At 69.9% G+C, this 13,480-nt stretch carries 12 protein-coding genes; 7 read left to right on the forward strand and 5 right to left on the reverse strand.

Annotation, left to right across the window (positions count from 1 at the left end; genetic code table 11):
• Positions 1–453 precede the first annotated feature (453 nt).
• Entirely contained in the window at positions 454–1,464 is a 1,011-nt protein-coding gene (locus tag AB4Z01_RS27490) for a LacI family DNA-binding transcriptional regulator (protein WP_441699122.1), read from the reverse strand.
• A 172-nt stretch (positions 1,465–1,636) separates the two neighbouring features.
• Here AB4Z01_RS27490 and AB4Z01_RS27495 point away from each other — a divergent pair, with 172 nt between their 5' ends.
• The 4 genes from AB4Z01_RS27495 (at position 1,637) to AB4Z01_RS27510 (ending at position 6,191) form a co-directional block, all read left to right on the forward strand.
• On the forward strand, positions 1,637–2,995 hold the full coding sequence (locus AB4Z01_RS27495; protein ID WP_441699123.1) for an ABC transporter substrate-binding protein: 1,359 nt from the start codon (positions 1,637–1,639) through the stop codon (positions 2,993–2,995).
• Between the two features lie 220 nt (positions 2,996–3,215).
• Positions 3,216–4,160 (forward strand): carbohydrate ABC transporter permease, encoded by a 945-nt coding sequence (locus tag AB4Z01_RS27500; RefSeq protein ID WP_441699124.1) that lies wholly within the window; start codon positions 3,216–3,218, stop codon positions 4,158–4,160.
• A complete protein-coding gene (locus AB4Z01_RS27505) occupies positions 4,153–4,992 on the forward strand; it encodes a carbohydrate ABC transporter permease (RefSeq protein ID WP_441699125.1) in 840 nt (279 codons plus the stop codon). Before AB4Z01_RS27500 ends, AB4Z01_RS27505 begins: the two co-directional genes overlap by 8 nt.
• Positions 4,993–5,012: 20 nt before the next feature.
• Positions 5,013–6,191, forward strand: coding sequence for a glycoside hydrolase family 172 protein (locus AB4Z01_RS27510; RefSeq protein WP_441699127.1), 1,179 nt, complete (start codon positions 5,013–5,015; stop codon positions 6,189–6,191).
• A gap of 4 nt (positions 6,192–6,195) precedes the next feature.
• Here AB4Z01_RS27510 and AB4Z01_RS27515 read toward each other — a convergent pair whose 3' ends face one another.
• Both AB4Z01_RS27515 and AB4Z01_RS27520 read right to left on the reverse strand, forming a co-directional pair.
• Positions 6,196–7,440 (reverse strand): cation:proton antiporter, encoded by a 1,245-nt coding sequence (locus AB4Z01_RS27515; protein WP_441699129.1) that lies wholly within the window; start codon positions 7,438–7,440, stop codon positions 6,196–6,198.
• A gap of 71 nt (positions 7,441–7,511) precedes the next feature.
• Positions 7,512–7,811: a winged helix-turn-helix transcriptional regulator gene (locus tag AB4Z01_RS27520; RefSeq protein WP_441699169.1), complete on the reverse strand. Its 300-nt coding sequence runs from the start codon at positions 7,809–7,811 to the stop codon at positions 7,512–7,514.
• Between the two features lie 234 nt (positions 7,812–8,045).
• Between AB4Z01_RS27520 and AB4Z01_RS27525 the strand changes: the two genes are divergently transcribed.
• The 3 genes from AB4Z01_RS27525 to AB4Z01_RS27535 are packed head-to-tail and all read left to right on the forward strand — an operon-like array spanning position 8,046 to position 11,662.
• Positions 8,046–8,555, forward strand: a complete 510-nt coding sequence (locus AB4Z01_RS27525; RefSeq protein ID WP_441699131.1) for a (2Fe-2S)-binding protein — start codon at positions 8,046–8,048, stop codon at positions 8,553–8,555.
• 3 nt (positions 8,556–8,558) lie between these two features.
• The gene (locus AB4Z01_RS27530) at positions 8,559–9,548 is read left to right on the forward strand and encodes an FAD binding domain-containing protein (protein ID WP_441699132.1); all 990 of its coding nucleotides are present in this window, start codon (positions 8,559–8,561) and stop codon (positions 9,546–9,548) included.
• On the forward strand, positions 9,545–11,662 hold the full coding sequence (locus tag AB4Z01_RS27535; protein ID WP_441699133.1) for a xanthine dehydrogenase family protein molybdopterin-binding subunit: 2,118 nt from the start codon (positions 9,545–9,547) through the stop codon (positions 11,660–11,662). The genes AB4Z01_RS27530 and AB4Z01_RS27535 overlap by 4 nt, the downstream gene beginning before the upstream one ends.
• A gap of 35 nt (positions 11,663–11,697) precedes the next feature.
• Here AB4Z01_RS27535 and AB4Z01_RS27540 read toward each other — a convergent pair whose 3' ends face one another.
• The gene (locus AB4Z01_RS27540; protein ID WP_441699135.1) at positions 11,698–12,540 is read right to left on the reverse strand and encodes a carbohydrate ABC transporter permease; all 843 of its coding nucleotides are present in this window, start codon (positions 12,538–12,540) and stop codon (positions 11,698–11,700) included.
• Complete coding sequence (locus AB4Z01_RS27545; protein WP_441699136.1) at positions 12,530–13,462, reverse strand: carbohydrate ABC transporter permease; 933 nt, start codon at positions 13,460–13,462, stop codon at positions 12,530–12,532. The genes AB4Z01_RS27540 and AB4Z01_RS27545 overlap by 11 nt, the downstream gene beginning before the upstream one ends.
• Positions 13,463–13,480 lie beyond the last annotated feature (18 nt).

Raw genomic sequence — 13,480 nt, forward strand, 5'->3', positions numbered from 1 at the left:
TCGAGATCGCCGGCCGCGAGGGCGGCGAGGCCTTGAGCCTGAAAGGTCCGGGCCATCTCCAGAGCGAGCTTGGTCAGCCCGGACAGCAGCTCGGTCTCCCGCTCGTCCGTGGACGGCGAAGCGGCGGAGGGAGTCCCGGCTGAGGAGGCATCGACCATGCCTGCATTAGAACAAAAGAGGAACATTTAAGCCAGCAGAATCGCACCCACTACCGCATCGTCATCGCGAGCCGGCGCAGCCGGCGTGGCGATCCGGGTCGGAGCCGCTGGATCGCCACGCCCTGCAGGACCTTTCAGAACAGCAGCCTTACCTTTTGTCGTCATTCCCGCGAAAGCGGGAATCTCTTTCCGGTCCGAGCGTGACGAGATCCCCGCTTTCGCGGGGATGACGGGTTGGGGAACTTTGAAAAGGGCCCCCCTTCGCGGCCCGCCATGACGGTTCCTCGGGAAAGCGTCAGCCGATCGCGCGGCAGGACTCGCGGATCACCAGCTGCGGCGCGAACACGTCGCGCACCGGCTCGGTCGGCGGCGGGCCGGCGAGACGTGCCAGCAGGCATTCCACCGCCCGCTCGCCGATCGCCTGCACCGGCTGCACCACCGCGGTCAGCCGCGGCGAGAAGGCGGTGCTCCATTCGAAATCGTCGATGCCGGCGACCGAGACGTCCTGCGGACAACTGAGACCCTGCTCGGCGATCGCCCGCATCACCCCGATCGTGGTCAGGTTGCTGGTCGAGAAGATCGCGGTCGGCCGCGGCCGCCGCTGCAGCAGCGCCGCCGTGGCCTGCAGCGCCGTCTCGATGTGAAAGTCGCCGCAGGCGGCGAGGTCGTCGTCGAGCGGGATGCCGGCCGCGGCCAGGGCCTCGCGGTAGCCCTCGAAGCGCTCGGTCGAGATCGAGATCCCCGGCCGCCCGGTGACGATGCCGATGCGGCGGTGGCCGCAGCCGATCATATGCTCGACCGCCAGCCGCGCCGCGGCGCGGTTGTCGACGGTGACGGAATCGAAATCGGCGAGCCCCCGCAAGGTGCGGTCGACCAGCACCGCCGGCATGGTGACGAGGCGGCGGATCGCGTCGACATTGCCGGGTTCGACCCCGCTCAGCACCAGGATCAGGCCGTCGGCGCGCTGGGTGCGCATCAGCCGCAGGGCGCGCAGCTCCTTCTCCGGGTCGTCGGCGGTGGCGCACAGCACCAGCGCATAGCCGGCGGCGTCGCAGGCCCGCTCGGTCGCGGCGGCCAACGCAGCGAAGAGCGGGTTGGTGATATCGGGGATGACCAGGCCGATGGTGCGGGTGCGGCCGGTCTTCAGGCTGCGCGCCACCCCGTCCGGGGCATAGCCCAGCTCGTCGATCGCCGCCATCACCCGCAGGCGCAGCGTGGCGCTGACCGGCGCCGTCCGGTTGATCACCGCCGAGACCGAGCCGATCGACACCCCGGCCCGGTTCGCCACATCCCGCAATGTCGTCATGGAATTCCGAAGCCGTTGCCAAGCGCCAGATCGGATGATAGCTTTTCTGAAACGTTTCAGACAAGTCGCCGACCGCGGTTCGAACGGTGCCGCCGGGCTGCGACGTCGCCTGATCCTGCCGGGCCCGAAGGCCCAGGCTGACGCATCGCGTCGCGACAAGGGAGGACCCGCCATGACCCGCCGCAACGGCACCACCACGCCCGGACACCCGCTCGGCCGCCGCACCGTCCTGGCCGCCGGTACCGCCCTGGTCGGCGGCAGCCTGCTGCCGATGCCGTACCTGTCCCGCGCCCGGGCGGCGGAGGGACCGCTGAAGTTCTGGCAGTTCTACGCCCCCGGCGGGGCCGTGCCGGGCCAGGTGAAGTGGTTCCAGGACACGGTGAAGGGCTGGAATGAAAGCCAGGAGACCAAGGTCGAGCTGGAGTACATCCCGACCTCGCAATACATCAACGGCACCAAGCTGCAGACCGCCTTCGCCGCCGGCGAAGGGCCCGACATCTTCCTGATCAGCCCCGGCGACTTCCTGCGCTACCACAATGGCGGCGCGCTCCTGGACCTCGCCCCCTATGTCGCGGCCGAGGCGCGCGCCGATTATTACGACACCGCCATCGCCACCCGGGTGGTCGATCAGGGCCTGTATGGCCTCCCGATGGAGGTCGAGCCGATGGCGATCTACTACAACATCAAGGCCTTCAAGGAGGCCGGCATCGGCGAGGCCGACATCCCGAAGACCTGGGACCAGCTTCTCGACGTCGCCAAGACGCTGACCAATGACAGGCGCTTCGGCATCCTGTTCGAAACCAACCCCGGCTACTACCAGAACTTCACCTGGTATCCGTTCCTGTGGCAGGGCGGCGGCGAGATCGTCGGGAAGGACGGCAAGAGCGGCTTCAACTCCGACGCGGCCCGCGCCGCGCTGAAGTTCTGGCAGGACGCGGTCGCCCGGGGCGTCGCCCCGCGCAAGCCGCTGGGCTACGGCGCCAACGACATCGCCGCCAATCTCGGCTCCGGCTTCTGCGCCATGCAGAATGTCGGCATCTGGGGCATCAGCGCCCTGCGCAACGCCGACCCGAATTTCGAATATGGCGTGTTCAAGCTGCCGCTCCCGCCGGGCGGTCAGGACCGCACCGTGGCCGGCGGCTGGGCCTTCGTCGCCAATGCCAATGGCCGCAACACCGAGGCGGCGGGCAAGTTCTGCGCCTGGGCGCTGGGTTCGATGGAGCCGGGCTCGGTGCAGCGCGCCGTCGACTGGTGCACCAAGGCCAAGAGCGACATGCCGCCGCGCAAATCCGCCTTCGAGCAGGCCACCGCCGCCCAGGCCTATGGCAGCGGCGCGATGAAGATTTTCGCCGAGCAGGTGTTCCCCACCGCCCGCGGCGAGCCGCGCGTGCCGCCCCAGGTCTACAAGGCGATCTCCGACGCCATCCAGGCCTGCCAGTTGAACGGCGAGGATCCGGCCAAGCGGGCCGAGATGGCGGCGCAACAGATCGACAGCTTCCTGGCCGGCTACGACGGCGCCCCGATCCTGTGAGCGCAATGATGCACGGCGCCTCCGATCACTTCCTTAGTCCCCCCTCCCCTCGCGGGAGGGGGCTAGGGGGAGGGGGTTCTCGCGGCATGCACCGGCGCTGGCCTGCAGGTGTCGGTGACTCCGGAGACAATCCACCGCATACGCGCGCGGACGCGCGCAGACCCCTCCCCCTGCCCCCCTCCCGCAAGGGGAGGGGGGACTCAGAAGGATGGCCGACGGCATGAGCACGGCTTCGCCGACGGCGGTTCCATTGGCAAGCGTCCGGAAGCGCCGCCGCCTGTCCGCTCGGCATCGCGAGTGGATCGCCGGCTATCTGTTCGTGCTGCCCGACGCGCTGGGCCTGCTGGTCTTTGTCGGCGGGCCGATGCTGCTGTCGCTCAGCCTCGGCTTCTTCGGCGTCACCGGCTTCGGCGGCTACCGTTTCGTCGGCCTGGCCAATTACCGGCGCATGCTGGCCGACCCGCTGTTCCTGGAGAGCCTGAAGGTCACCCTGCTCTATGTCGTGCTGCTGGTGCCGAGCCTCTATGTCACCGGGCTGGGCCTGGCCCTGCTGGTGCACCGGCGCAGCCGCTTCTCCGGCCTGTTCCGGACCCTGTTCTTCCTGCCGCACATGGTCAGCCTGGTGGTGGTCGGGCTGATCTGGCAGGTGCTGCTGATCGACAAGATCGGCGTGATCAGCCGGTTCTCGGCCGCGATCGGGCTCGGCGGCCTGTCCTGGCTCGGCGATCCCAGCCTGGCGCTGTACGCCATCGTCGGCGTCAGCGTCTGGTTCCTGATGGGCTATTACATGCTGATCTTCCTGTCCGGGCTGCAGGACATCCCCCGCGAATATCTCGACGCCGCGCGGATCGACGGCGCCGGGCCGGTCGCTGCCTTCCGCCACATCATCCTGCCGCTGCTGCGCCCGACCAGCTTCTTCGTGCTTCTGGTGTCGACCGTCGCCGCGGTGGCCGGGTCCCAGACCTTCGACCTGGTCTATGTCATGACCAAGGGTGGGCCGGCCAACTCCACCGCGCTGGCGATCTATTACATCTACGAGCAGGCCTTCCAGTTCGGCGAATACGGCTACGCCGCGGCAATGGCCTCGGTGCTGGTCGTCATCCTGCTGGCCTTCACCGCCATCCTGTTCCGGGCCACGCGCGGCGGGCGCTTCGACTATGACTGACGCGACCGCTCTCCCCGCCCGCGCCTTCCGTCCGGCCGGCACCGTCTGGTTTCTGGCCTCGGCCCTGGCAGCGCTCATGACCGTGGCGCCGCTGCTGTGGATGCTGTCGATTGCCTTCAAGGGGCCGGATGAGATCTTCGACCCCGGCCTGATCCCGGCGCGGCCGACCTTGGACAACTTCCTCTACGTCTTCACCGAGGTCGATTTCCTGCGCTTCCTGCTGAACACGCTGGTGGTGGCCGGGTCGGTGACGGTGATCGCCCTGCTGTTCCACTCCATGGCCGGCTACGCCCTGGCCCGGCTGCGCTTCCCGGGGCGCGAGGCGATCTTCCTCGGCATGTTCGCGACCTTCCTGATCTCGCTGCCGGTGATCATCGTGCCGCTGTTCATCCTGGTGCGGCAGCTCGGACTGGTGAACTCCTATGGCGGGCTGATCATCCCGGCGATCTTCAACGCCTTCGGCATTTTCCTGCTGCGCCAGTTCTACCTGAACGTGCCGCGCGAGCTGGAGGAAGCGGCGTTCATCGACGGCGCCGGCTATTGGCGGGTCTATTGGAGCATCGTGCTGCCGCTGTCGCGGCCGATCCTGGCTGCCCTGGCGATCTTCTTCTTCCTGGCCAACTGGAACGCCTTCCTGTGGCCGCTGACCATCACCACCGACCCGAAGCTGTGGGTGGTGCAGGTCGCGGTCGCCAGCTTCCAGGCCCAGTACTCCGCCTCCTGGAACTACATCATGGCCGCCTCCACCGTGGTGGCGCTGCCGACCCTGCTGCTGTTCGTGCTGTTCCAGCGGCAGATCATCGAATCGATCAAGACCGGCGGGCTGAAATAGCCGCCGCCACGGGAGACCACATGATGCAGAGCAATGCCGGATTGTCGCCGCTGCGCGGCCTCGCCAAGCTGCGCCAGGCCCGGACCCGGCGCTTCTCCAGCTGGGACCGCACCGGCGGCAATGACGACCGGCTGCACATCGCCCCGGGCGAGACGGTGACGATCGCCGAGACCTCGGGTGCCGGCGTGGTCACCCATATCTGGGTCACGGTCAACTGCGCCAGTCGGCATGCGCTGCGCAAGATCGTGCTGCGCGCCTGGTGGGACGGCGAGGCCGAGCCCAGCATCGAATGCCCGCTGGGCGATTTCTTCGGCATGGGCCACGGCCAGACCCGCAACTTCGCCAGCCTGCCGCTGCAGATGAGCCCGCAGGACGGCCGCGGCTTCAACTGCTACTTCCCGATGCCGTTCGGCAGCCAGATGCGCTTCGCCGTGACCAACGAGGCCGAGCACGAGCTGCAGTTGTACTACTATATCGACCTCGAGCTGCACGACGCGCTGGAGGACGGCCTCGGCCGCTTCCACGCCCAGTGGCGCCGGGCCGCGCCGCAGCCCTTCGTCGAGGGAGCCCTGACCAACGAGGAGGTGCTGTTCGGCGGGGTCAACACCGACGGGGCGAAGAACCACACCATCCTCGACGCCGCCGGGCACGGCCATTATGTCGGCTGCCTGCTGAGCGTCTATTCGCTGCGCCGGTCGCGTAGCTGGGACTGGTACGGCGAGGGCGACGACATGATCTTCGTCGACGGCGAGCCCGGGATCTCGGTGCCCGATGCCGGCCGCAGGCGGCAGATCGCGGCCGAGGCGCCGCAGCCGGTGATCGCCGACCGGCCGGAGAGCGCGCTCGGCGCCAACGACGCCTGGCCGCCGACCCTGCACGGCACCGGCACCGAGGATTACTTCAACACTGCCTGGTGCCCGAACCAGGAGTATTCCGCCCCCTATCACGGCATCATCGCCGGCGGCGGCCCGAACTGGCAGGAGCCGGTGACGCTGTACCGCTTCCACATCGAGGACCCGGTGGTGTTCCGGCGCTCGATCCGGGTGACCATCGAGCGCGGCCATGCCAACCGCCGCGACGACGAGGTGTCGAGCACCGCCTTCTGGTACCAGGCCGAGCCGCACAAGCCCTTCCCGCCCCTGCCCGTCGCGGTGGACCGCCTGCCGAGCTTCCGGGCACCGTTCGAGGAGCGGGGCTGACGGGTCAGGATGCGCGTGCCGCCGCCCTGCGCCGGTCGGCCCAGGCCATCAGCGGGGTCGCGGCGACGCCGTGCAGCAGGATCGACGCCAGCACCGTGAAGGACGCGATCGCCCACAGCCGGCCGGCGTCCGGAAACTCGGCCCGGCCCAGCGCATAGGCCATGTAGTAGAAGGTGCCGAGGCCGCGGATGCCGAAGAACGCCATCAGCCCGCGGGCGGCAGGCGGCAGCGGCGTGCCGATCAGGCTGACCCAGCCGCAGAGCGGCCGGATGACCAGGAGCAGGGCGCCGCCGACCAGGGCATCGGCCCAGCCGAGCCGCGCGAGCGCGCCGGTCCCGATGGCGACGCCGAAGACCAGCAGCACGAGCACCATCAGCACGCGCTCGATCTGCTCCGAGAACTCGGCCATGGCGCCGTGGAAGTCGTTGCTGCGGTCGGTAGCCCGCAGCGTCACCGCGGCGATGAACACCGCGACGAAGCCGTAGCCGGAGGCGAGCTCGGTGACGCCGTAGGAGATCAGGGTGACGCCGACCGCGACCAGCCCGTCGCCGGTTCGGGACAGCTTGAGGCGCGGCAGCCGGAAGGTCAGCCAGCCGAAGACGCGGCCGGCGGCGCAGCCGATCACGGCGCTGCAGCCGATCTTCCAGACGACGTCGACGGCCAGCCAATGGCCCCAGACCGCCTGCAGCGGCGTGGTCGCGAGCGTCATCGCCAGCACGACGAAGGGGAAGGCCAGGCCGTCGTTCAGCCCGGCCTCGGAGGTCAGGGCGAAGCGCACCTCGCCGCCCTCCTCCTCCCCCGGCGCGCCGACCTGCACGTCGCAGGCCAGCACCGGATCGGTCGGCGCCAGCGCCGCGGCGATCAGCAGCGCCGCCGCCCAGGTCAGGCCGAGGGCTGCCCAGCACAGCACCGCCATGGCGGCGATGGTGAGCGGCATGGCGAGGCCGAGCAGCCGCCAGGTCGCCTGCCAGCGACGCCAGCCGAAGGGCCGCTCGATCCGCAGCCCCGCCCCCATCAGCGCCACCAGGACGACGAATTCCACCAGCTGCTCCAGCACCCTTTGCTGGAGCAGGAAGCCGGAGATGCGGTCCATCCAGGGACCGTGCGGCGCGACGATGCCGATGCAGACGGCGACGATCGGCAGCGACAGCGGCAGGCGGCGGACCACCAGCGGCAGCCAGGCCGACAGCAGGACCATCAGGCCGAGGACGATGATGACGGCGGTCGAGGTGTCGAACGTCTCGGGCATGCCCGGCAAACAGCAGGACCGGCGTGCCGGTTTCCTCCCTTATTGTCCCGAAAGGCTCAGATGGTCCCTGGCTACGACATCGGTTCGAGCGTGCCGCGCGATTCGCGGCGCTGCCGGACCGTGCCGATCCGCTCCGCATGCGCCTCGCCCCAATCGGCCAGGGGGCCCAGCGCCTGGTTGAGCGAGGCGCCGAGCGCGGTCACCGAATACTCCACCCGCGGCGGCACCTCGTGGAACATCTCGCGGTGGACCAGGCCGTCCGCCTCCATCTCCCGCAGCTGCTGGATCAGCATCTTCTCGCTGATTCCTGGCACCAGCCGCTTCAGCTCGCCGAACCGGCGGGGCTCGACCTGGATCTCCCACAGGATCAGGGCCTTCTATTTGCCGCCGATGACCTCCAGGGCGGGTCCCAGGCCGCAGCTGTAGGGCTGCTCTCCCCTCATGATGTCCTCGCGTGCCGATTGTCTTGCAATGCCGCAATTCTTACTTCTTGGTAAGTACCTGACTTTTAAGTAGGTACTTGAGGAAAATCAAGGAGCCCGTACCTTCCGATCAGACCGAGCGAGCCGAATCCGGCCTCGGGCGCAGCAGGAAGGGCGAGACCCATGGACGCCGAACCGACCACCATCGATGCCCCCGAGGATGCGGCGGCGGACGCGACCCTGCGGGTCAACGGCCGCTCACGGCAGCTCAGGATCGATCCTCGCGTCACGCTGCTCGACGCGCTCAGGGACCATCTCGGCCTGACCGGGACCAAGAAGGGCTGCGACCGCGGCGAATGCGGCGCCTGCACGGCGCATGTCGACGGCCGCAGGGCGCTGTCTTGCCTGACGCTCGCGGTCATGGCCGAGGGCCGCGAGATCACCACGATCGAGGGGCTTGCCGAAAGCGACCGGCTCCACCCCGTGCAGGCCGCCTTCATCGAGCATGACGCGTTCCAGTGCGGCTTCTGCACCCCGGGGCAGATCATGTCGGCGGTCGCCTGCATCCGCGAGGGGCATGCCGGCTCGACCGACGAGATCCGCGAGTTCATGAGCGGCAATCTGTGCCGCTGCGCCGCCTATCCGCAGATCGTCGCCGCGGTGCGGGCCGCGGCGACCGCAACCGGGATCTGACCCATGCAGAGCTTCGCCTATGAGCGGGCGGCAACCCTCGCGCAAGCGATCGGGGCCGCGGCCGAGCCGGAGACGGCAGTGATCGCCGGCGGCACCGAACTCCTCAACTGGATGAAGGACGGCATCACCGCGCCGCGGCGCCTGGTCGACCTGAACGGCCTGTCCGGCCTCGATGGCGTCGCGATCGACGATCGCGGCCTCAGGATCGGGGCGCTGGCCCGGATGGGCGACCTCGCCGAGCATCCGGCGATCCGGCGCGACTGGCCGGCGGTCTCGCAGGCGCTGCTGCAGAGCGCCTCCGCCCAGATCCGCACCATGGCCTCGATCGGCGGCAACCTGATGCAGCGCACGCGCTGCCCCTATTTCCGGGCCGAGGTCGACCTGCCCTGCAACCGGCGCCGGCCGGGCAGCGGTTGCGCGGCGCTGGCGGGCGAGGACCGGTCGGCCGCGATCTTCGGCTGGACCGAGCAATGCGTCGCCACCCATCCGTCGGATGTGGCGGTGGCCCTGGCCGCGCTCGACGCCGTGGTGCATGTCGATGGACCCGAGGGGCCGCGCGCGATTCCGGTCACGGAGTTCCATTGCCTGCCCGACCACGGATCGGTCCGCGAGACCGTGCTGGAGCCCGGCGAGCTGATCACCGCGATCGAGGTGCCGGCCACCGCCGCCGCGCAGCGATCGCACTACCTCAAGCTGCGCGAGCGGGCGTCCTACGAATTCGCGCTGGTTTCGGCGGCGGTCGGGCTCGACCTCGACGGCGCCGTGATCCGCGAGGCGCGGATCGCGCTCGGCGGCGTCGCGGCGAAGCCATGGCGCCTGAGGGAGGCGGAGGACGCCCTGCGCGGCGTGACGCTGGCGGACGAGCCCGCCCTGCGGCTCGCCGTGGACGCCGGCTTCGCCGAGGCGCGGCCGCTGCGCCGGAACGGCTTCAAGGTGGAACTGGCCAAACGCGCCGTCATCCGGGCGCTGCAGATCGTGGGAGGCGTGGCATGAGCGGCGGAATCGGGCAGGCGGTCAGCCGCCGGGACGGTCCGGCGAAGGTCACCGGCGCGGCGCTCTACGCCGCCGATACGCCGGCGGACGGCGCCGTTCACGCGGTGATCGTGCCGGCGACACGGCCGAAGGCGCGCATCACGGCGATCGAGCTGGGCCGGGCATCCGCCGCGGCCGGCGTGATCGCCATCTTCACCCATGAGAACGCGCCGCGCTTCGGCCACGTCACCGTGGTGCTGGCGGAGGACAACCTGCCGCCGCTGCAGGGCGATCGAATCCTGTACGAGGGACAGCCGGTGGCGCTGGTGGTCGCCGGGACGCCGGAGCAGGCGACGGAGGCGGCGCGCCTCGTCCGCGTCTCCTATGACGACGAGCCGTTCGAGGCGGACTTCCTCGCTGACCCGGAACGCGCCGAGCCGGTCGCCGAGTTCTTCGGCCTACCGCTCGACACCGCCTGGGGCGACGTGGCGGCGGCTTGGGGCGAGGCCGATGCCGGGACCGAGGCCGTCTATGTCACGGCCGACCGGCACCACAACCCGATCGAGCCGGGGGCGATCCTGGCGGTCTGGCAGGACGGGCAGCTCACCGTGCATGACTCGACGCAGGGGGTGGCGGAGGAGCGAGATGCGCTGGCCCAGGCGCTCGGGCTCGATCCGGCGCAGGTGCGGGTCCGCAACGATTTCATCGGCGGCAGCTTCGGCGCCAAGCTCTGGGGCCTGCCGCACCAATTGCTCGCGGCGATGGCGTCGCGGCAGCTGGAGCGCCCGGTGAAGCTGGTGCTGACCCGCGCCCAGACCTACACGGCCTGGGGCTACCAGTCGGCGACCCGCCAGACGGTCGCCCTGAGCGCCCGGGCCGACGGCAGCCTGACCGGCCTCCATCACGACGTCGTCGCCGCGGGCTCCCATATCGGCCATTACATCGAGGCGGCGGGCTGGGACACGCCGGCGATCTACGCCACGCCGAGCTTCAGGATCAGCCATCGCCGCAGGCGGCTCGACCGCGCCAGCCCCTCGGCCATGCGCTCGCCCTTCGGCGGCGTCGGCCTGGTCCCGGTCGAGATCGCCATGGACGAGCTCGCCGACCGCCTCGGCATGGACCCGCTGGAGCTCCGGCTACGAAACTACGCCGAGGCCTATCCGGCCGACGGACGTCCCTTCTCGTCCAAGCGGCTCAGGGAGTGCTACGCGGAGGGGGCACGGCGGTTCGGCTGGTCCGGCCGGTCGGCGGCGCCGCGGTCGATGCGCGACGGGCGGGACCTGGTCGGCTGGGGCATGGCGACCGCCGTGCTGCGGGCCTTCCGCTTTCCGGCCACGGCGCGGACCGGCATCGGCCGCGACGGCCGGGTGCTGGTCGAGACCGCCACCCATGATGTCGGCCAGGGGCTGAGCACGATCCTCCGCCAGATCGCCGCCGATGCGCTCGGCGTGGCGGTCGAGCGCGTGGATCTGGCGATCGCCGACACGGCTTTGCCCAAAACCACCTTCACCGGCGGCTCCTCGACCTCGATGAGCGTCGGCTCCGCCGTGCAGGCCGCGGCCGCAGCCCTGAGGGAGAAGCTGACCGAGGCCGGCGCCAACGGGCCGGAAGGCTATGCCGGCGCGCTGGCGCGGCTCGGTCTCGAACGGCTGTCGGCCGATGGCGAATGGGCGCCGGACGACAACGAGGCGACCCCGCCGATCTTCAGCTTCGGCGCGGTGTTCGCCGAGGTGCGGGTCGACCAGGACATTCCGATCCCCAGGGTCAGCCGCGTCGTCGGCGTCTACGACGCCGGCCGGATCCTCAATCCGAAGACCGCGCGCAGCCAGATGACCGGCGGGATCATCTGGGGGATCGGCCAGGCGCTGCTGGAGCGCTCGGAGATGGACACTCGCCTCGGCCGGTTCCTGTCGAAGAACCTCGCCGGCACCCTGGTCCCGGTGAACGCCGATGTGGCCGAGATCGACGTCGCCTTCATCGAGGCGTCCGACCCGCATGCCAGCCCGCTCGGCGCCCGGGGCATCGGCGAGCTGAGCGCCATCGGCATCGGCGCGGCGGTCGCCAACGCCGTGTTCCACGCCACCGGGGTGCGGGTGCGCGAGCTGCCGATCCGGCCGGAGCATCTGATGGGGTGACGGGCCCGCCCTTGCCGCTCGCCGCAGCCGGAGGCTCACCCCTTCAGCCCGGTATGGGCCAGCCCCTCGATGAACTGGCGCTGGGCGATGACGAAGACGATCAGCACCGGCAGCGCGGTCAGCGTCACCGCCGCCAGCTGGACGTTCCACATCGGGCCGCCATAGGCGTCGACATATTGGGTCAGGGCTTGCGGCAGGGTGAACTTCTCGGTCGAGGACAGGAAGACGATCGGCTCGAGATACAGGTTCCAGCTGTGCAGGAAGGTGAAGATGGCGACGGCGCCCAGCGCCGGGCGGGCCAGCGGCAGGGCGATGCGCCAGAACAGCCCGAACCGGCCGAGCCCGTCGATCCGCCCCGCCTCCTCCAGCTCCGGCGGCAAAGTGATGAAGAACTGGCGCATGATGAAGGTCGCCAGCACGCAGGGCGCGCCCAGGATCGGCACCAGGATCAGCGGCCAATGGGTGTTGACCAGGCCGAGCCCGAGGAAGAAGCGGAACAGCGGCACGATCGTCACCTCGCTGGGCACCAGCAGCGCCAGCAGCACCACCATGAACACCAGGTTCTGGCCCGGGAAGCGGATGCGGGCGAAGGCGTAGCCGCCGAGCGAGGCCACCGCCATGGTGCCCAGCGTCACCACCGCGGCGATGTACAGGCTGTTCCAGTACTGCAGGGCGAAGGGCTGCAACTCGAAGACCTGCCGATAGGCGTCGAGGTCGAGGCGGCGCGGCAGCAGCGCCGGCGGGAAGGCGAAGATCTCCTGCACCGGCTTGAAGGACGAGGTCACCATCCACCAGGTCGGGAAGACGAAGGGGATGGCCAGCACGCACATCAGGCCATAGACGGCCAGGCGCGCGCGGGGGGTGAGCTCAGCCTTCATGGAACACCCAGCGCTTGCGCAGCTGCCACTGCGCGAAGGTCAGCACCGCGACGATCGCGAACAGCAGCACCGCCAGGGCCGAGCCGTAGCCGAAGGCGTGGAACTGGAAGGCCTGCTGGTACAGGTAATAGACCAGCACGGTGGTCGAGATCCCCGGCCCGCCCTGGGTCAGCACCGCGATCTGGGCGAACACCTGCAGCGACCCGACGATGGTGATGATCGAGGTCAGGAGGATGGTCGGGCTGATCAGCGGCAGGGTGATGCGGCGGAACTGGCCGACGCGGCCGGCGCCCTCGATCCGCGCCGCCTCGTACAGGTCGCGCGGCACGGTCTGCAGCGCCGCCAGGAACAGCACCATGTTCAGCCCGACATTCTTGAACACCTGGACCACGATCACCGACAGCATCGCCGAGGTCTCGCCGCGCAGCCAGTTGGGGCCGGTGATGCCGAACACGGCCAGGATGCCGTTGATGCCGCCATCCTTCTGCAGCAGGAAGCCCCAGACGATGGTCCAGGCCACCAGCGACACCACCACGGGCGAGAAGAACAGCGCCCGGAACACCGTCATGCCGTACAGCCGCTGGTTCAGCAGCACCGCCAGCAGCAGCGCCAGGCTGAGGTTCAGGACCACGAGGCCGATCGAGAACAGGGCGGTGGCGCCCAGCACGCCCGGCAGCTCCGGATCCTGCAGCAGCGCCCGGTAGTTGCCGTCGCCGACATAGTCGAAGCTGCCGGCCAGCACGTTCCATTCATGCAGGCTGTACCAGGCCACCAGCGCCAGCGGCATCAGCACGAACAGCGCCACCCCGGCCAGCTGCGGCGCCACGAACAGGTAGCCGGCCAGCGCGTCGCGGCGGCGCAGCGTCCAGAACGGCGCCCGCGAGGCGGCGGCCTCCACGGTATCGGCGGGGCCGGCCGTCATGGTGGAGGTCCGCGCCAT

This window comes from Inquilinus sp. YAF38 (assembly GCF_052113205.1).
Lineage (GTDB): Bacteria > Pseudomonadota > Alphaproteobacteria > DSM-16000 > Inquilinaceae > Inquilinus.

Bases quoted from the DNA above. Each gene is read 5' to 3' on its own strand.
- AB4Z01_RS27490 (WP_441699122.1), bottom strand. From the start codon at position 1,464: ATGACGACATTGCGGGATGTGGCGAACCGGGCCGGGGTGTCGATCGGC.
- AB4Z01_RS27495 (WP_441699123.1), top strand. From the start codon at position 1,637: ATGACCCGCCGCAACGGCACCACCACGCCCGGACACCCGCTCGGCCGC.
- AB4Z01_RS27500 (WP_441699124.1), top strand. From the start codon at position 3,216: ATGAGCACGGCTTCGCCGACGGCGGTTCCATTGGCAAGCGTCCGGAAG.
- AB4Z01_RS27505 (WP_441699125.1), top strand. From the start codon at position 4,153: ATGACTGACGCGACCGCTCTCCCCGCCCGCGCCTTCCGTCCGGCCGGC.
- AB4Z01_RS27510 (WP_441699127.1), top strand. From the start codon at position 5,013: ATGATGCAGAGCAATGCCGGATTGTCGCCGCTGCGCGGCCTCGCCAAG.
- AB4Z01_RS27515 (WP_441699129.1), bottom strand. From the start codon at position 7,440: ATGCCCGAGACGTTCGACACCTCGACCGCCGTCATCATCGTCCTCGGC.
- AB4Z01_RS27525 (WP_441699131.1), top strand. From the start codon at position 8,046: ATGGACGCCGAACCGACCACCATCGATGCCCCCGAGGATGCGGCGGCG.
- AB4Z01_RS27530 (WP_441699132.1), top strand. From the start codon at position 8,559: ATGCAGAGCTTCGCCTATGAGCGGGCGGCAACCCTCGCGCAAGCGATC.
- AB4Z01_RS27535 (WP_441699133.1), top strand. From the start codon at position 9,545: ATGAGCGGCGGAATCGGGCAGGCGGTCAGCCGCCGGGACGGTCCGGCG.
- AB4Z01_RS27540 (WP_441699135.1), bottom strand. From the start codon at position 12,540: ATGAAGGCTGAGCTCACCCCCCGCGCGCGCCTGGCCGTCTATGGCCTG.
- AB4Z01_RS27545 (WP_441699136.1), bottom strand. From the start codon at position 13,462: ATGACGGCCGGCCCCGCCGATACCGTGGAGGCCGCCGCCTCGCGGGCG.